The organism is candidate division Zixibacteria bacterium HGW-Zixibacteria-1, assembly GCA_002838945.1.
Classification (GTDB): Bacteria; Zixibacteria; MSB-5A5; order GN15; family PGXB01; genus PGXB01.
In genome coordinates this window covers 38,042-56,839 of record PGXB01000001.1, presented here as the reverse complement: position 1 = coordinate 56,839, position 18,798 = coordinate 38,042, and the positions used below count along the sequence as shown (strand labels likewise).

Sequence of the window (18,798 nt, the reverse complement as noted above, 5' to 3'; positions counted from 1 at the left end):
GGATTATTGGCCGCCGCACAACAACTTCATTAGATGAAAAATTTTCTCAGCAGACTTTTCGGCAAGAATATCGCTTATTCCCACAGTCTGGTATCTTTTCAGGCCCAGCGGGTCAAAGTGGAAATTCTGGAGATGGAAGATGTCCTCTATCATCTCAACAGCGCCGTTATGCTTCCTTCCGCACCGGCCGGGAAAAGTTCTTCGCAGGGAGCATCCGACAAGCAACTTAAGGCCAAACAGGAAAAACTTTCCGGAATCCGCGCCCTGGCCGTTGTGTTCCGGCAATATGAATTCGATCCCCGCAAAAAAATCCTGATAGCCGCTCATACCGATACCTCGGGCGATGTCGAGCCCAATTTTAAGTTGTCCGACAAGCGCGCCAAAAGCGCTCTCTACCTGCTAAATGGTGACCGGGACAACTGGGCCAAAAACTGCTACGGCCAGCATAAGGTGGAAGATTATCAGCAGATTATGAAATTTTTTGCCCTTCGTCCCGGCTGGGATTGCGACCCGGGCAGCATTGATAATAAATTCGGCAAAAAAACCAACGCCGCCGATGAAAAGTTTTTTATTGCCTATCGCAACTTACACGCCGATCCGAAAACAACCGATGCCTTTCCGGAAAATCTGCCGCTTGATCTCGCCCGGAAGATAAATGATGATTCCACGCATAAGTGGCCGGAAATAGCCTGGAAAGCGGTCTATGACCTGTATATCGACGAAATGTGCAAGATTTTGGGAACAGACTACAAAAGCCTGGATTTGATGCGCCCCAAACGCATCCGGGAACGGTTTGTTGACAGGAATAAGCCTTATGTCGCCTGCGGTGAATCTTTCCCGCTCCAGAAACCGGACAAGAGCAATTACCGCTCACAACGCAATCGCCGGGTCGAAATTCTTTTCTTTAACGAGAAAGAAACCCCCGACAAAATCAACTGTCCCCTGCACATAGACAAGAAGCATACCGCCGCCGAATGTCCGCTCTGGTACGACAAGCACATGGATGTCAAATATGTCGACCCTGATTATATCAATTCCGATATCTTTCATCTTAAGTTTTCCTATTACGACAGAATCCTGAATGAAGTCAAGGGAGTTCCTGACGGCCTGGTGATCAAAGTCTTCAAAAAAAACGAGACAGAGCCCCTCAAATCGATAACGGGTTATAGTGAAGGCATATATACCATCGGCGTCCTGGGCCTGAAGAAAGGGGACAAAGCTTTTATTACGTTCAACACGGTCAAGAGTCCCGATGGAAAGAAACGGCAGTGGATTTACACCAAAAGCAAGAATGATTCGCCTGAAATGGTCGAAAAGACAGATGCCGAAATCGCCGCCATGGATTTCAAGGAGCGGATGAAATACTATGACCTTCCCGCCGATTGGTCGTCGCGCAACTATTTCACCCGCCATGAGGGCAAGGAAGATGCCGGCGATAAATACGATACCATTATTGCCAATTATAAGCCGTTTGGAAGCAAAAACACCGCCCTCGACAAGCCGCTGGTCTTTTCTCTCGATGATCTCGTCCTGGTGGATAAAAACAGCCTGCAAAATATAAAAGATAAAAATGATACCGATAATGCCGAGGATTTATCCAAAGATTCGCGGGTGACGCTTCTTTATCTGGATAACAAGGACAAATTCAAGGTGAAGGTGCATAAACCGAAGGATGATGAACCGTTTTTCAGCGATGTGAAGGATGGTTATAAGAAGAACCTGATATACGATAATCTGTGCAACGCCGATGGAAAGTTTCATCCCCCCTGCCGTATTGTCATATTTTGTAATGATTTCTATGACGTTTGCGACCGACGCACGACGAAGGCCGCCGGCTTCGATTTCAATAAGGGTCATATTCTTGGCGCTCGCGCGGCCACGATAATACATAAGAAGCCGTCTCCGGCATCAATCATAAAAGGCTCCGATTACAGTTGCACCCGGCCCGTCAGCGGCTTCGATGGTGCCAGGAAAGACTATGACAAAGCTTACTGCTGCAATGGCGCCGGTAATTTCGAATTGCTCTATCTTCATAACTGCGACTATGACTATGACAACAGCAAAATTTATGCGGCCTTGATTTTGTACTGGTCATGTCGGTTTGCTTTCGGAACCGGAGGGATAGACCCCGACGACAAGGATAATTATATCAAGGAAGGATTGATAAACGCCACCAATCGAGCCGGGGTCAAGGATTATCAATATGAAAAGTTTGACGGATCCGAAGATATTATTATAAAGCCGCTTTCGCTTTTTGTGGCCAAGCAGGATTATAAGGACGGCGCTACTGTCGTAAAAAGAGGCGGCTCCCATAAGTGCCTGGTATCTCTCGTTAAAGACAGCGAAGGCAGTAATATGGGAAATACTTCAGGGCAATTGCGCCATTCCGCCTATAAGGAGGAGAATAAACATTATAACTCGGCCCCGGGAGATCCCGATGATCCGCTCAATACCAAGGATGATTACGACAGTACTAAAACCAAGCGCTTGACGGTCGCCCATGAGTTTACCCACGCCTCCGGCCTTGACGATGATTACGCATACAGCCTGATGTTGTGCGATCCATGCATGAGATACGAACAGTACTATGAAGGAATGCCCTACGTAATCGACGAGTTTTCGCTGATGCTCTCGAATCACGCCCTCAGAATGCGTCATTTCTGGGGCCATTTAAACTGGCTTAATGATGCCTCGAAATTGGGCGGCGAATTAAATGCGTTCTTAAAAGGGACAAAATTTCAAATCATCCTGAAGGGTGATTCCTTCAACACTCTTGAATTCGAACTGACTGACGACAAATACCGAAATATTTATAAGGCGGCTTATGATGAAACCAGGTTTTCCTTCGGCAACAATGCCGTATCCGACCTGCTCTTATATAAGCTGGGCGATGATGAACTTGCCAATATCATCACCAACGGTCAAAAATACGGTGGTATGCTGATTGTCAGGCCGTTCTTGCTGTTTAAATTCGTCGACGGCGGCAATACCGATGATAAGAAATGGATCACCACCGACGTCACCGGTAAGGAAACACATCATTTTGCGACCTGGCTGACCGCTTTCAACCGCCGTCTGGATACGATGTTGAACAAAAAATTCAGATTGGAATGCTCCGGCGCCACTGCGCAGAAGGAGAAAGATTTCAGAAATACTTTTATCCGCTTCGCTCCATTCTATGAAGTCGAGCTGGATCTTGGCGGCTGGAAGTATCTGAGTACCTTCAGGCACAACACCAATCCTCCTAAGGTCACGACAACGAATTATGTTAACGGCCATACGCATGTAAAAATTACCGTCACCAGAGACGGCACTCGGAAATTCGAAGCCACCGGCGCCCTGGCGGCTCCCTTTGATGTTAACAGCCTCGCGCTTGAAGTCGGGAATAATGTCGATCAGAAAAGAATTATCCGCCGCATTTTTGGAAACAAAGAAACCGCCATCGAGCAAAGAAAATTTCTTGTCAGCGTTCACGAGAGAGCCAAGGATCTGAAAAAAGAAGATTTTAATAAACTTAAGACCTGGATCAAGAGTAAAACAGGTGCTGCTAATAATTTTGATATTATAGATATAACATGAGCTTGAAAACTTATTTCAGCCAGTGCGGTCTTATCCTGATGACCATTTTATTCGGCCTGTTATCCAATGGCTGCAGGGCGGAGTCGCCCGGTCGTCAGGCGCAAACGTCCGCACAAAAAGGAGAAATAATGAGTGCAGAAATATGCCCGACTTATTTCGGAAATCCCAGACGAAGTTCATTTATACCGGTGGTCTCAAACACCGGCGGCGTTATCGAATGGCAAACACCATTGGATTTGCCGGGAGGTGTCATCCCGCACGCCGCGCTTATCTGGAATGACAATATAGTCCTGGAGACCATGGATGGGATTCAGGTTTATTCCCGACAGGGGAAATTCGTTTTTAAGCAGAAAAAAAATTATGGAGCTCCCTTGGGGGTCGCCGGTGAATTCCTTTTCACACAGGATCCGAAATTCTGGCTGACCGCCTTTAATATCAAAGGAGAAATCACACTGGAAGAAGCCGACTTTCCCAATGCCAATAACAAGGATTATAACGTTTCGATGCTGATCGCCGGCAAGAGTGATTTTATCGCCGTCATACAGTTTAACGGTGGCCCTGAAAATCTCAAACCCGAAATTTTTGTCGAGCTTGCCAATTACGGTGACATCCTCCCCAAATGGCAAAACAGATTTGACGGCATACAGTCAGCCGCTCCTTTGTATATGGCGGACATTGGATTGGTTGTCGTTTTCACCAATGAAATCATTTTTATCGATGCCGGAACAGGGGGCGAGAAATCACGCCTCGTATTGCCACTTCCTTTAATTTATTCCGGAAGTGCCGACATCGACGGCACCCTTTATCTCATCGGCAATGATGACGGACAGGCAATCCTGGTTGCCCTGGCTCCGGATGGAACCGAAAAGTGGCGGTTCAAAATCGACGGCGGCATAGCCGAAGTGTTATCCAAACAGCCCCCGGTGGTCGGCCTCGACGGCCTGATTCATGTTCCGGCGGGGCGAACGCTGAAAACCGTCAAAGACGGCCGGCTCATTCGTGAATTCACCATCGAAGAGCGCACCATTGACCATTGCACCGCGCTGGCCGATGGTTCCGTGCTGATAACGGCAAAGAACACGCTTTACCGGGCCGATGCTTCGGGAAAGAAAATTTACGGTTTGCTGTTCGATCATGATATTGTCACCCCGCCCGTTGTCGATGCGCAGGGGCATGTCTATATAGCGACCGCCTTCGAATTGTTAAGGATCGATTGATCGGGGGAGCCATGAGTAAGAAAAGAATCCTGTTTAAGATCAACCTGCCCGATGAATGGCAGGATCAGACCGTGCATACCTTCATGGGCCCCGATGACAGCGGCCTGCAGCATATGGTGACCATTATCGTCGATAAGGATGCCGGGAGCTACGGTCTCGAGGAATTCGCCCGCGAGCGAATCGATAACGTGGTCGATACCATGCAGAGCATCGAGGTGCTCAAGGATGAACAGAAAGAACTGGCGAACGGTATTTTGGTGCATGAATTCGTCTATCGATGGATTCCGACCGATAATAAAGTCATTTTCAAGAAACAAGTATTTATGATCATCGACGGCATCGGCTACACTTTTTCGTCTGACTTCACGAAGAAAACCTTGAAGACCATCGCCATGCAGGTGGAACAGATGATTAACTCCTTCCGGCCGCTTGACCTGCCGGATGAAGAATAAAAGTTATGGATCTGAAGTACAACAAAGCCACCGACACCGAGCATGAAATAAAGCTCACCTCTTACCTGATTTCGGCCTCCTGGCGATACGGGGCGGTGCATGCCGGGCAGAAGGCGCAGGTTGAAGTTCTGACCTCATTTGTCGGCAATGGCACGGCGGTAAAGATTACCGGTCGAAGCGGCAGCGGCAAAAAAATCGGCAAGCTCGACGGCAAAATCAAAAATAATAAATTTATCGGCGAGATTGACATCGATGAAGACGCCAAAATCGGCGACGATGCTTATTTCGAGGTCGATATATCGAAGGCCGGTATCAATGGCGAATCCAATACGGTCCCGATTCTGCCCCCGATCGAGGTTATCAATATGAAATGGAGTGCCGCCGAAGCGCGCCGGGGCGATATTTTGACCCTTTCGGCCGATATCAAGGGTGTCGTCAGCGGGATCGAAGTCAAAATCACCATCTATGAATTCGACCGCGATAAAATACATGACAAAATCACCGAGTTTCCGGCAACCGTCGCCGATGACAAAATCGAAGTCAAATGGGAATATGAGTATCACGAAGATACCGATGAAATCGCTTCTGAAGAAGAACTGCAGAGATACGGCAACAACTACAACCCGCCCGAGTATTTCTTTGTCATCGAAATAGATGGTCTCAAATTCGGCAAAGACCAGGAATCAAAACTGCTCGAATTCAAAGACTGGATCGAGATCGAACTGCTGGATGTCAATGGCCGGCCGGTACCCAATGTTGACTTCGAAATTAAAATGCCGGATGGCGCCACGCAAACCGGTAAACTAAACAGCGAGGGCAAAGTCAAGGTCGAAAATGTCCCGCCGGGTCAGTTTGTCATAACTTATAAGGATATCTATCCTCAGCTTGATGTGAAGGATGCTCCTCCGCCGGAGGATAAAGCCGCGGCCCGCCGCAGTCCCGATGATGGTCAGGTTACCCGGGAAAAAGATGAAGACGATGAGGCCGAGGGATCACAGTCCGAGGGCGACGAGGCGCCGGACAGTTTTGAGGGCAGATCCGAAAGCCGGAGCTCGTCCGATTTCGGCGGAGGTGGCGGCGGTCTCGAAGAGGAAGAGCCATTGCAGGGATAGGAATTAATGAAACGAGGGGAAAATGTGCCGTCATGATGTGAGACCTGATGGAAGTGCCGCGATGGGATCGGGCGGTTCTCGGACAGCCGTCATGAGGAACCATGCCCGGCTGCATTTCCGTCGCTATAATTATGTCATATATCAGAATATCGGCGCCAATCTGGAAGACGGTTTCCTCTCGTTCCTGAGCGGTTTGTTCAACGGCCGTAACGGGGATTTTTATTATATCGACCCGACCACCCCCGACAACCTTAACATCCTGTTCAATGTCTCCAACCCGTCAGGCATTCCGTCCCAGTACCGCTCATTTGAATCCTCGGCCTATGGCCGGTTTATATATCTTTTTACTTCCGGAACCCGGAACCGCGACAAGGTCACTGAATTGGAATATCGCGGAGCCAATGACTGGACGACAAATACGTACGAATGGCCGGATGCGGGAGCGCTGCGGGCGGTCAGGACCGATTCTTCCACGGAAGCTTATTTCACCATGGATCGCGGCGATCTGTCCCATACTATTGCCATTGCCCTGCCCGGCCGTCTCTCGACCGAATCGATTGAAAATATTTTCACGGGAAGTTTTTATACAAGCGCGCAGACATTCTGCCGTCTGGAAATGACGCAGCCGTCCGGCGGCGTTTCCGCATATGATCTTGATATATATGTTTTCGATCCGGCGCATATTATCGCTCATTCGGTCGATGTCATCTCCTATCATACCCATCTCATGAGCGTGGTTGATGCCCGCGAAACCCATCCCCGATTAAGCAGCTTCGAATCAAGGCTGCGCAAGCGCGGCATTCTGGCCTGCATGGTCAAGCAATTGGTTGACAGCGAAAGCAGTTTGCAGAATGACGCCAACCGCTCCCGGCTTAATTCGGCCTTCGATCGTTTTGCCAATTACGGCCACCGCAAGGCGAAATTTATCGACAATCTTTATAATTTTCTCAATCACAATATTTTGACAAATCTCGAACGGGGCCTGATGGAGCACCGGGCCGGAAATGTCCGTCCCGATGGCGCTGTCTGGCTGCAAATAGTCGCGCCTTTGGCCTCCATCGCCGGCGATCATATTTTGCTGTCATATTATTTCAATGATTCGGCGGGGAATTCGACCAATGAAAGCGCCTGGGCCACCTTTTTCAAAACCTCCCGGCGGCAGGGAAATGCGTCGGAGAGCGCCACGGCCAACGCCTGGAACCAGGTCATGGGAACTCAGGATTACCTTAAACTGGCCATCGGCGTAGCCGAATCAAGAGCCTATCATCTTGTCACCGAGCATACTGCCGGCAATATGACCTGGGAAGCATTCAATCAGGCTCTTGACGGCGACCGTCGTGCCTTGAATCAGCTGCCGGCCAGTGTCCGGCGAACCGGAACCGCCGTGCGGACGATGCGCAGCATCAACAAGACTTTCAGCTGGGCCGGTCGGCTTGGCCGCCTTAAGGCGGTTTTTTCCGGCGAAGTTACCACCTCAACTTTCACTGCGGCTCTTGATTCCCTGACCGATCTGGCCGACAGCCGTGGGGCGGCCGCTATCGCCGTCAAAGCCAGCGCGATAAAGAATATGATTGATGTCATCAGCAATTCGCGGGATTTTGCCGCGCGCATCAATGTCGATGATTATGATGCCGCCCTCGGTCACGGTTTGGCCATAGCTGCCGGATTGACCGAAATTGGCTATCTTGTCGCCACCGGCACCACCCTGGGCGGCCCGGTCGGAGCCGCCGTCGCTATTGTCGGGTCTGTCGGCGCCATTATCGTGCTTCTGGCTACCGACAGCGATCTTGAGCTGTTTGTGGAATACAGTATCTGGGGTACCGATCCCCGCGGATCGACCGGTCAGCCCGATTGGGCCGTGACAGCATTCAATCGCTGGACCGATGATGATGCCGGGGTCGACCGCATGCTGGGGTCGCTTCTTAATCTGCTGCATAAATTTGATGTTAAACATACCCATGATACAATTGTTCATGTTGTCGCAATCGAAATTGATACCAAATTCCTGCCTGATGCGGCGATCTTTCAATTTCGAGGGCAGTTCGGCAACAGCGCCGGGCAGCAGAGCCGGGTATCTTTCAACCTTCGATTTCCTTCACGACAGCGCCGACATTATACCCGCCTCACTGTCAGGCAGACCGGCGCCAGTATCATAACGGGAGCCAATGTGCAGGTCGTCACCGAAGGCGGCAAACACACTATTAAATTAAATCTTGGGGTAACCAGCAGCGCCACCACCGGCGAGGCCTGGATTCGCTGCCTGCCCTTCGGGCACCGTGAATTTACCGTCCCCCATGGAGATAGAGCCTTCCATCTGGAGCGGCTGGTCGAGCATACCGGTACGGCGGTGATTATTAATCGCTGGCGCGACTATGATTTCGAAAGCGATGAATGGGGCCGAATGCCCTCATGGACATAGACATAAAAAGGTGCGGACTTGATTTAAACAGCGAATCGAGCCGGTTCCTCTATGAAGAAACTGATTTGACAGGTTTTATGGCTAAATAAACCGCATCGTTTGCCGATAAATATTTTATTGTGGGACAAGAGGTTAGTTGATGTAAATTATCTTGACTTTTAATGAGCGGGCACGTATCATTCAAGTCAGGAATTTTGCAGGAAAATAATTATAGATAATCTGACCCCTCTTAATCTTTAAGATCAAGGGTAGCTTATGGATATTGCCAGCTATTCCTCGGATTCGCGAGCCATTGTCAAAAACGCCAAGGAAGTGGCGGCCGCTTTCAAACATCCCGAAATCGAGGTCGAACATCTTCTTATGGCGATTGTGCGTCATGAAGCCAGCGAAGTCGAGTCAATTCTCAATCAGCTCGGAAAAAGTCCATCATTCGTCGAATCGATTGTTGAGATCTATCTCAAGGACCAGTCGAGCCGCTCCGTATCACGAGAAAATCTGACTATCTCACCGGCGGTGCAGACGGTTCTTTCACGGGCCATTGAAGAGAAAAACAAACTGTATGATCCTGTGGTCGAACCGGAGCATCTTTTGATCGCCGTCTTCGACCCCAACTCGGCGCTGTCTGCGTATGTCCGCGACAAGCTCGACATACAGAAAGAAGCCATCTATCGGGCCATTGCCGAAAGCAAGGCAGTCGAGGAAATCGCGTCCGGCACACCGGCCAAAGAGGGCGAAGCGCCCGCCGAGGGTAAGAAGGAAGTCTCCAAGACGCTGCGCTACTGTGTCGATATGACCAACCTGGCCGCGGCCGGTGAATACGATCCGATGATCGGGCGTGAAAAAGAGCTGCAGCAGACCATTCAGATCCTGTTGCGCCGCCGAAAGAACAGCCCGGTGCTGGTCGGCGGAGCCGGAGTCGGCAAATCGGCCATCGTCGAGGGTTTCGCCCAGGCAGTCGTGGCCAAAAAGGTCCCCAGGGTGCTTCAGGACGTCCGCGTCATGGAGGTCGATATGGGGGCGATGGTCGCCGGCGCCAAGTACAAGGGCGAATTCGAAGAGCGCTTCAAGGCGCTCGTCGGTGATGTCGTCAAATCGGCCGGCAAGACCATTCTTTTCATAGATGAAATCCACACCATCGCCGGAGCCGGCGGCGGCGGTGGAATGGATGCTGCCAACCTGATCAAACCGGCCCTCGCGCGCGGCCAGATACGCCTGATCGGCGCCACGACCGAGGAAGAATACACCAAGTACCTCGAGAAAGATAAGGCGCTTGATCGCCGTTTCGAAAGAATCAAAGTCGAACAACCCGACTTTGATGATGCCGTGCTTATCCTCAAGGGTGTTGTCGAAAAATATGAGGACCATCATAAAGTCAAATTCGATGATGACGCCGTCACCAGTGCCGTAAAACTGGTTCAGCGCTATCTGAGCGAACGCAACCTGCCCGATGTGGCGCTCGATGTTATCGATGAAGCCGCCTCGGAGTTCGGCGTCAAGAAAGAAATGGCGGAAGAATCGATTCCGCTCATTGCCAAGCAGTTCGAGGAAGTCGAAAAACTGCTGGCCGCCTGTGAGGGCAAGAATCCCGAGAAGGACAAAGACGAATTCGATAAACTGTATGAGGCTTATGATAGATTTGAGCGCCAGTTCAACACCCTGCATGAACACTGGGGTCATCGCGTGGAAGTTATGACGGGAGCGAGCCAATGAGAAAAGACAGACTTAAACCGGATGAAATGAAAAAGGCCCTCGAGGAGAAAAAGGCTCTCTTCGGCTCCTTGAAAACAGTCGTCGAAAAGCTGGAATCCAAAATCGAGAGCGCCGATATTGCCGCCGTCGTCGCCCGCCGCACCGGCATCCCGGTCACGAAAATGATGACGGCCGAAAAGGACCGCCTGATTCATATGGAATCATTTCTCTCGGGCAAAATTATCGGCCAGGCCAATGCCATTAAGGCCGTTGCCAACGCCATCAGGAAATCCCGCGCCGGCCTGAAAATGCCCAATCGCCCGGTCGGATCGTTTCTCTTCCTCGGCCCCACCGGAACCGGCAAAACATATCTTCCCAAACTGCTGGCCGAATTTCTGTTCGATGACAAGAATGCCATGGTGCGGATGGATATGTCGGAGTTCATGGAGGCTCACTCCGTGGCCAAGATGATCGGCGCCCCGCCCGGATATGTCGGCTATGAAGCCGGCGGTATTCTGACCGAAGCGGTTCGCCGCAAACCGTTTTCGATAGTGCTGTTTGATGAAGTCGAGAAGGCCCATCCCGATGTATTCAACGTCCTCCTGCAATTGCTCGATGACGGCCGCCTGACCGACGGGCAGGGACGGACGGTCGATTTCTCCAACACCATCGTCGTCCTGACCTCGAATTACGCCGCCGACAAGATTCTCGATGCCGACCGCGAGGGACGCGAGGTCAACATGGAGGAGGTCCGCGGGTTCCTGTTCAGCAAATTCCGCCCCGAATTCCTCAACCGGCTCAATGATATTATTATCTACCACACCTTTACTCAGGAACAGATCGAGAAAATCGCCGCTCTGGAGTTCAAGCAATTATGCGTATTACTTAAAGATCAGAACATTAAAGCCCAGCTGAGCGATGATGCCCTGAAGAAATTGTCCCACGACGGCTACACTATCGAACTGGGGGCGCGACCCATCCAGCGTACTATTGAAAGGGATATTATTAATAAACTGTCTGTCGATATTATCACCGGGAATGTTTCCCCCGGCGATGAGATTATGATAGATGCCAAAGACGACGCTTATGTCTTTACAGTGAAAGAAAAGTCTTAAACTAAAATAAACGGAGGAATAAATGGCAAAATTTATTCTTGGTGCAACCGAAAGGATCAAGAAAGACGATTCCATTCCGGTTGAGCTTCTGCCGTCCAACAAGCTGCTTTACCTGGCCAAACTTAACAACAACGAAGAGGCCGATGTTGCACCCGTGCGGTGCAACAACCTAAAGGATGTCTTCGAAAAGTTCCGGCCGTCGTTTTCAGCCGAGTTGGAATCAACCGAAGGTGAACCGATCAATGCCGAGTTTGAAATCAAGGCAATGAAGGATTTCACGCCCAAGCAGATGATCGAAAACAACGACCATCTCCAGAAAACATACTACAGCAAGGAAATGCTGGCCGATCTGGACAAACAGTTGAAGAAAAACAACGCTCTCAAGAAAACCCTGACCGACAAAGAAAAGAAGGAAGCGCTGCTGAAAGCGGCGAAGTACTATATTGACCTTCTTACCGAATAGAAAAGAGGTGATTTGTAATGGCAGAAGAAGAAAAAGAAAAATTGCAGCCGCAGGAAGCGCAACCCAAGCCGGCCGCCGAAGAAGTCGTCATGGAGAAAGTCTCCGATGATGAATTCGCATCCATACTGAAGGATTCATTCGGCGATTTCGGCAAGCTGGCGGCTCTGTTGCCGTCGTTTAAAACCGCCGATGGCGACCTGGTCCGCGGCGTCGAGTGGCTCGACCCGAAGAAGGATTTCCAGCGCAAAGAATTCCTGACCAAAAAGGATTTCGCCACTCAGCGCAAATTGCTGGCCGAAAGATTGAAACTGTGGGTCAATGCCCTCGGGCAGAGCGACAATGTCGACGATATCCGCAAAACCATCAATGATAAGTCGGCCAAGCTCGAAGAAAACCTGGCCAAAAATATGAAAAAGGTCCACAAAGCCAGCCGCGAACTTGAAACCACCTATCGCGCTATCGACAAGTTTTTCGCCAACGCCCAGGCGGAACCGGATGAGAAGGTCAATTCATATTTTTCGAACATCAGTATGGAGCAGTTGACCGACCCTGATGACAAGGCGAAATTCGAAGAGGTCTCCAAGGCGGTGGCCGATCTGTATCGCGAGTGGAGCGTCAAGGAATGCTTCGCCATGGCTGTCATTCCCGGCTGGGCCGGAAGTGTCGAAAATATCGACAGCATCGCCCGCCAGCTCGGTCTGCCCAATAAACTGCATGTCCTGACCGATCTTCCCAATTTCGAGAAGTTCGAAGATGTCATGGAAATGCTCGAAGATCCGGCCTATGCCAACCTGCCCGGCATCGATGCGTACAAGCAGTATGTCTCCGTGTTCGCCAACTACGTTATGGCCCGCGAGGCCAACCAGTATGAAGATGACGACATGTGGATACCGCCGTCGGCCGTCGTCGCCGGCAAGATGTACCAGGGCGATGTTACTGTCGGTATGCAGCAGCCGATGGCCGGATTCAAACACGGCAAAATCAACGAAGCCAAGTATCTTCGTTTCAAGGCCAATCAGCCCGATGCCTCGAAAATCAATGAAAAAGGCGTCAATCCGATGGTCAGTTTCGAGGGCACTGCGGTGGCGATGGGCGCCTCGACGCTCTTCACCAAAGAAACTTTCAATGTGTATTCAATCCGCAGAACGTATGACTATGTTTACAAAACGCTGCGGAATTACCTTAATAAACAGACTTTCTCGGTCATCGATCAGAAATTTGTCGATACCCTCCGACGCGATATCGACAAATTCATGAAGGCCATTTCCGGCGGCGATAATATCCTTCAGGATTACAAGGTCGAAATTTTCGCCGATGAAGAGATGCGCAAGCGCCAGGAAATCGATCTGAAAGTGTCGCTCAATCCGAAATATCCGGCGCGCACTTTCAACATCGAATTCACGGCCTGGAATGAAGGCAATCAGACCAATGTCAAAGATAAGTAGCCACTATAAACTATAGGAAGGAGATTAGTCATGGCGAGAAGACCAACTCTTGAGATTGACGGCGTTGTTTACAGGAATGTGTATGAAGTATCGTATGCGCTCTATACGGCCAAGGACGAAACCGGTCGTCCTTCCGACCGCGCGCATGCCGGTGTCATAAGAATCGTCAGAGAATCCGACGAAACCGTCGACATTGCCCGCTGGGCGATGGACTCCAGCAAACCCAACTGGAAAGCCGGCAAGGTGACTTTCAAGAACCCGGATGATGCTGCTATGAAAGAGCTGACCTGGGAAGACGGCTTTATCACTGCTTATGAAGAGCATTGTCCTCATATCAAGGACAAACCGGATGAGCAGATCTGGGAGTGCTTCGAAATTTCATGCCAGGTTGTGAAAATAAGCGATGCCAATATCGACAACCGCTGGCAGGAATAGAATATAAACCGAATGCCGGGCGGAGCAATCCGCCCGGTCTGAAAATGTTCATAACTAACCGGCGGATTGGATAAGTATGACAGTTTTACAGACATCCGCAAATTGTTCCGTCAAGGTCGAGAACGAGGAGATTAAACACAATGTCTCCAGCGTCCGACTGGAACAGTACATCGACAACCACCACGGGCTGGCCGTCCGGGTCAAGCAGGTGAGCAAGGGCGAGGGCGGCAAGGAATTCGATGATCCCTCGACCTTCACATCCTTTCTCGGTAAATCGATCTCGGTGGTTATTACTCCCACCGGAGAACTGGTCGATAAGGGTCGCCAGCTTGAATTTATCGGTGTGGTGACCGAGGTCAGCCTCGATCACAGTATCGACGGTATCAATACCGTCCTTATCAGGGCCGAGAGCCCCACCATTGCTATGGATGGTGCGCGCCACAATATGTACTTCAGCGAGCAAAGCGCTTCCGATATTATCGGGGCCATCCTTCAAAATTACCCCATCACCAAGGGAGAAGTCGCCTCCACCAAAGGCGTCTTTAAATTCGATTCCCAGTATATGGAAACCGATTATGAATATATTTGCCGCCTGGCCGTCACGAACGGTTTGTTCGCATATTACAACGGCAAGGAATTCAAAGTGACCAAGGCCGGAAGCGGCGACGCCGAGGAGCTTATCTGGCGCGAGACACTGGGAGTTTTCAGACTGGGGCTCGGTACCGGTCATTATGACTTTGAGTCCAAAGTTTATAATTATGAAGATGCCAAATCTTATTCTCAGGATACCACCAGCTTGAAACCCGAAGTCGCCCCGTCGGATCTGGTGAAAAAATCATTTGATTCATCGCTGAAAATTTATAAGAAGGCCGGGTATTCCGATTCCCCCAGGGGAGTGGCCGATCGGCAAACCCTCGAAAATTATCTGAAGACCGAAAAATCCCGGGCCCTCGGCGGCATCGTTAAGTGTCACGGTCAGTCCAATGTCCCCCGCGTCATGGTCGGGAAATGTGTCAAAATCAAGGGCATGGATAAGCTCGACGGCATGTACTGGGTCAAGGCCGTCAATCATATCTTCGATGAGAGCGGCAAATATCATAATACTTTTATCTGCTCTCCTATTGACGCCGCCTATCCGGAACAGCAGCCGATGATGAGAATCGGCGATGGCGTCGATACCGGAGCGGTCGAAGTTTCCGAAAGAAAAACATTCAAACAGCCGCTCTTTACCGGCCTGCATACCGCCGTCGTCGTTGACAACAACGACCCCGAAGCAATGGGCCGTATCAAAGTCAAGTTCCCCTGGACCGATGATGCGATCGTCCGCTGGGTTCGTCTGGCCGTGCCCCACGCCGGCGATAAACGGGGATGGGTAAGTCTGCCGGAAATAGATGATGAGGTTTTAATAGGCTATGAGTATGGCGACACCGATTTCCCGGTGGCCATCGGTTCGCTCTATAATGGACAGGCGATGCCGCCCAAGAATATCGGCGGCGACAAGAATAATGTCAAAATGTTTATGACCCGCAGCGGCAACCAGATCGTTTTTAACGATGAAGACGGCAAGGAGCAAATAAGTATCGTCAACAAGGACGGCTCCAATACCATCGTCATGGATATGTCGGGGCCGAGTATAACTATCGAGAGTAAGGGCGATATTAATATTAAAGGAAAAAATCTTACCCTGGAGAGCCAGGAGGCGCTCAACCTTAAAGCGGGGTCGGATTTGAAAGCAAAAGCCGGCGCCAATGCCGAAGTGGAAGGAAGCGCTAATTTGAAACTTAAAGCCGGTGCCATGCTTAATGTTGAAGGAACGACGGTTGCCGTCAAGGGTAACCCGATTCAGCTTAATTAGTGATATAAATGGATTATCTTGCACTACCGCTGCAGCTAAAAAAGGGCTACCTGAACAAAGCCGGCCTGTATGAATCGATTTCCGTGTCAATCGGCCTGTTATTGAGCAGCCGCCTGGGAACCCTTCCGTTCAATGCTTCCTATGGATGTGATATCTGGGAAAAAGAATTCTCCGATCTATATACCGCCAACAAGGCCGATATCAGAGCCAGCATCCGCAATGCCATCGATAAGTTCGAGAAACGGCTGTATAATGTGTCGGTGACGCTGGTCAACGTCGATACCAGCCATTTGCATGCCCTTGGCATAGCGGTTAAGGTGATCGGACTTTTCCAGGAAGACGGTGAAGAGAAAAAATTTGAGGAAACCTTTACGATCGGCTAACCGCCCCAGCGAAAGAGTACAATGGCAGACAATAAATTTCGTACCCAGGAGCAGGTCTTCAATGAAATGCATCGAGAATTACGCCGGTGGAATCCCGAGGTCCCGGAATCACCCGAGCGCCTGGACCCCATCCTGAAGATTCTGCTGCAACTCTACTCAACCCAGATTTCACGCGTCGATAAAAAAATCGATATGGTTTACGAGAAGGCCTCGACCTCACTCATCAGGTCGCTCTGCCCGGAAAGCAAACGATGGCCGGTGCCCGCCTTCACCGTTGTCCGCTGTGTCCCCACCGACCCGGTGGTCGATGTCGACCAGCACACCAGATTTTTCTATAAAGAGGAACGCGATGGCGGACAGACATTTTTCTTCTCTCCGCACCGCAAGGAAAAACTGGTCGCGGCTGAGGTCAAACATATTTATCTCAAAATAGACGGCGCCATTGTCGATCTCTCCCCCTCATCGGTCGAAAGCACCTCGACCCATACGACCATGCAGGTTTCGCTGCCCCGGGGGAAAACGGCTCAAATTTATCTTGCCGTCGATCACGCCGGATCGGCGAAAAATTTCGAAAATGCAAATATTTTTATAAATGGCATTCCCGACGCCCTCAAACAGCTTCGCTGGGGACAGTGGTATCCGGGAAGTAAAGAGGGCCGTTTCCATGAGGACTCCGGCTTCTGCCCCGGTCTGACAACCAGCATCGAGATGCTCTTCAACCGCGAAAACGGGCCGGTCAACTGGGGCGGTCTGCGCAGCAGCGCCGACCTTTTCAAACCGCTCGAGAATCATTTTATTTTTCTGCCCGAAATTTTTGTCTCGACCTGGGAAGTCGGCCCGCCTCAGAAAGAACTTTACGACAGAATGCTGGACTACGGTATCACCATTGAAGAGGGTGATGACCGCTTTTACTGGATACGGATCGATCTTCCCGAAGGCGGCAACAAACATTCCATGCAGTCGCCGTTTGAAATATATTTCAATTGCCTGGTGGCGATTAACAAAAATGAACTGACTCTTTTTAAACATACCGGCGGTAATCGACTGGTCGAAATCGAACTGCCCGAAGATATCTCGAACATTCTCGATATCCTGAAAGTCGTGGATTCCAACGGCCGGGAATATATTCCCAGCCACCGGATCAGCACCGATCAGTCGCAGAAATTTTATTCTCTGGAAGAGAAAAACAACCATTTGGTTCTATGGTTCGATTTTACCGGCAGCATCGACCTCCCGCCCGATTCCATCACCATCAATTATTCGGTGACGGCCGGAACCGAGGCCAATGGTATTGAAGCCGGGAAAATAGCCGAGCTGTATGAAAACCACCCCGGGATCGTTTCGGTGGCCAGCATTCTTCCGGTCAAAGGGGCCATTCCGGCCAAGACCGACAAGCAGATTTTAACCGAGGTGTCGGCCCGGCTGCGCAGCCGCGACCGCGCCCTGAGCTTTCAGGAAATTTCCCGATGGGCCATGACCTTTGATCCCCGCATTCTCAGGGCCGAGTGCCAAAACGGCGTCGAGCGCACCGATCACGGTGTCAGGCGATGTATCGTCGTTACCATCGGAATTAAGGCCGATGATTTCTATTCGAATGACGAGGTCGAATTGCTTCGCATCAGGCTGAATAATTTCCTTAAATCACGTTCGCCGGTCAATACCCAGTTTGCCATTAAGATTGAAAAGAAATGATAGTATCCGGAATAAATAAAATGCCGGAATTTTGCAGCCGGCGCACACCGTACCATTACGTCACGGCGATCGTCCTGCTAATGAGGCTCGGCGTCCAGTTGGGCAATATCGAACTGCTGGCCGAAGGCGAGTACGAAAATTATAAGGGTGAAGTCCTCTCCCAGGAACCGGCATCCGGAAGCCCCCTCAAAAAAGACACCCGCGTCGCCCTGCATATCGGGATGTCCAGCGCCGTGGATTACATGCCCTACCAGTTCTTCTACGGGCTCGAGGGAATCAGGGCCTCCGATCAAAGCTGGGATGACAACGCCCGCCGGTTCATGGCCCCGTTCGAATCGGCCTATGTCAAGAGCAAGGCCAATGCCGTCATGCATCAGTTGAAATATGATTTCGGCATTGTCGATCCCGAATATATTAAAAGAGTGCTGTTGCTGTTTGGTTTCGAGGCCGGCGATTATGTGGCCGATATCAATGAAATGCTGTTCTGGCTCTCCGCCCTTCCACCGTTTAATTTCTGGGCCGGAAATCCCGTTTTTGTCGAAAAAATATTGACCTATCTAATTGGATATAAATTTAAAATAATTGAAAATGTGACTTCCGAATTTGACATCCCCGAGACCATTCGATACCGCCTTGGCACCAAAGCGGGCCGGCTGGCGCATGAAACCATTCTCGGGCGAAGATTTTCGGAGCAGGATTCCGGGTATCGACTGGAAATCAGCGATGTTCCTTCTGAGAAGGCCGTCGATTTATTGCCGGGCAAGCCCTTGCGCAAAAAAATAGAATGGATTCTTGGTTTCTGTATGCCGGGGAACCTGGAAAGTCATATAAAAGTCCATGTCCTTCGAAGCAAAGTAAATGTCGGAAAAGAGTCTAAAAACTGCTATCTCGGCTATTCATCCTTTGTTTCGGGCAAGAGATAATTGATTGGAGAGAAAAGAT

Annotated in this window: 14 protein-coding genes; all 14 read left to right on the top strand. The window is 50.4% G+C overall.

What is annotated here, in order from left to right; genetic code table 11:
• Window positions 1-33 precede the first annotated feature (33 nt).
• Window positions 34-3,579 (top strand): hypothetical protein, encoded by a 3,546-nt coding sequence (locus tag CVT49_00205; protein PKK84998.1) that lies wholly within the window; start codon window positions 34-36, stop codon window positions 3,577-3,579.
• Window positions 3,576-4,796, top strand: a complete 1,221-nt coding sequence (locus tag CVT49_00200; GenBank protein PKK84997.1) for a hypothetical protein — start codon at window positions 3,576-3,578, stop codon at window positions 4,794-4,796. Before CVT49_00205 ends, CVT49_00200 begins: the two co-directional genes overlap by 4 nt.
• Window positions 4,793-5,248: a hypothetical protein gene (locus tag CVT49_00195; GenBank protein PKK84996.1), complete on the top strand. Its 456-nt coding sequence runs from the start codon at window positions 4,793-4,795 to the stop codon at window positions 5,246-5,248. Before CVT49_00200 ends, CVT49_00195 begins: the two co-directional genes overlap by 4 nt.
• Before the next feature lie 5 nt (window positions 5,249-5,253).
• On the top strand, window positions 5,254-6,360 hold the full coding sequence (locus tag CVT49_00190; GenBank protein PKK84995.1) for a hypothetical protein: 1,107 nt from the start codon (window positions 5,254-5,256) through the stop codon (window positions 6,358-6,360).
• A gap of 22 nt (window positions 6,361-6,382) precedes the next feature.
• Window positions 6,383-8,779 carry a hypothetical protein gene (locus CVT49_00185; GenBank protein PKK84994.1) on the top strand — a complete coding sequence of 799 codons (2,397 nt, stop codon included), beginning with the start codon at window positions 6,383-6,385 and terminating at the stop codon, window positions 8,777-8,779.
• A 255-nt stretch (window positions 8,780-9,034) separates the two neighbouring features.
• Complete coding sequence (locus CVT49_00180) at window positions 9,035-10,489, top strand: hypothetical protein (GenBank protein PKK84993.1); 1,455 nt, start codon at window positions 9,035-9,037, stop codon at window positions 10,487-10,489.
• Complete coding sequence (locus tag CVT49_00175) at window positions 10,486-11,583, top strand: hypothetical protein (protein ID PKK84992.1); 1,098 nt, start codon at window positions 10,486-10,488, stop codon at window positions 11,581-11,583. Before CVT49_00180 ends, CVT49_00175 begins: the two co-directional genes overlap by 4 nt.
• A gap of 22 nt (window positions 11,584-11,605) precedes the next feature.
• The gene (locus CVT49_00170) at window positions 11,606-12,046 is read left to right on the top strand and encodes a hypothetical protein (protein PKK84991.1); all 441 of its coding nucleotides are present in this window, start codon (window positions 11,606-11,608) and stop codon (window positions 12,044-12,046) included.
• A gap of 17 nt (window positions 12,047-12,063) precedes the next feature.
• Window positions 12,064-13,491: a hypothetical protein gene (locus CVT49_00165; GenBank protein PKK84990.1), complete on the top strand. Its 1,428-nt coding sequence runs from the start codon at window positions 12,064-12,066 to the stop codon at window positions 13,489-13,491.
• Window positions 13,492-13,521: 30 nt separating this feature from the next.
• Window positions 13,522-13,926: a hypothetical protein gene (locus CVT49_00160; GenBank protein ID PKK84989.1), complete on the top strand. Its 405-nt coding sequence runs from the start codon at window positions 13,522-13,524 to the stop codon at window positions 13,924-13,926.
• A gap of 76 nt (window positions 13,927-14,002) precedes the next feature.
• Window positions 14,003-15,781: a hypothetical protein gene (locus tag CVT49_00155; protein PKK84988.1), complete on the top strand. Its 1,779-nt coding sequence runs from the start codon at window positions 14,003-14,005 to the stop codon at window positions 15,779-15,781.
• A gap of 8 nt (window positions 15,782-15,789) precedes the next feature.
• Window positions 15,790-16,164, top strand: a complete 375-nt coding sequence (locus CVT49_00150; GenBank protein ID PKK84987.1) for a hypothetical protein — start codon at window positions 15,790-15,792, stop codon at window positions 16,162-16,164.
• A gap of 21 nt (window positions 16,165-16,185) precedes the next feature.
• Entirely contained in the window at window positions 16,186-17,856 is a 1,671-nt protein-coding gene (locus tag CVT49_00145) for a hypothetical protein (GenBank protein PKK84986.1), read from the top strand.
• Window positions 17,853-18,779 carry a hypothetical protein gene (locus CVT49_00140; protein PKK84985.1) on the top strand — a complete coding sequence of 309 codons (927 nt, stop codon included), beginning with the start codon at window positions 17,853-17,855 and terminating at the stop codon, window positions 18,777-18,779. Before CVT49_00145 ends, CVT49_00140 begins: the two co-directional genes overlap by 4 nt.
• The last annotated feature ends 19 nt before the right edge of the window (window positions 18,780-18,798 follow it).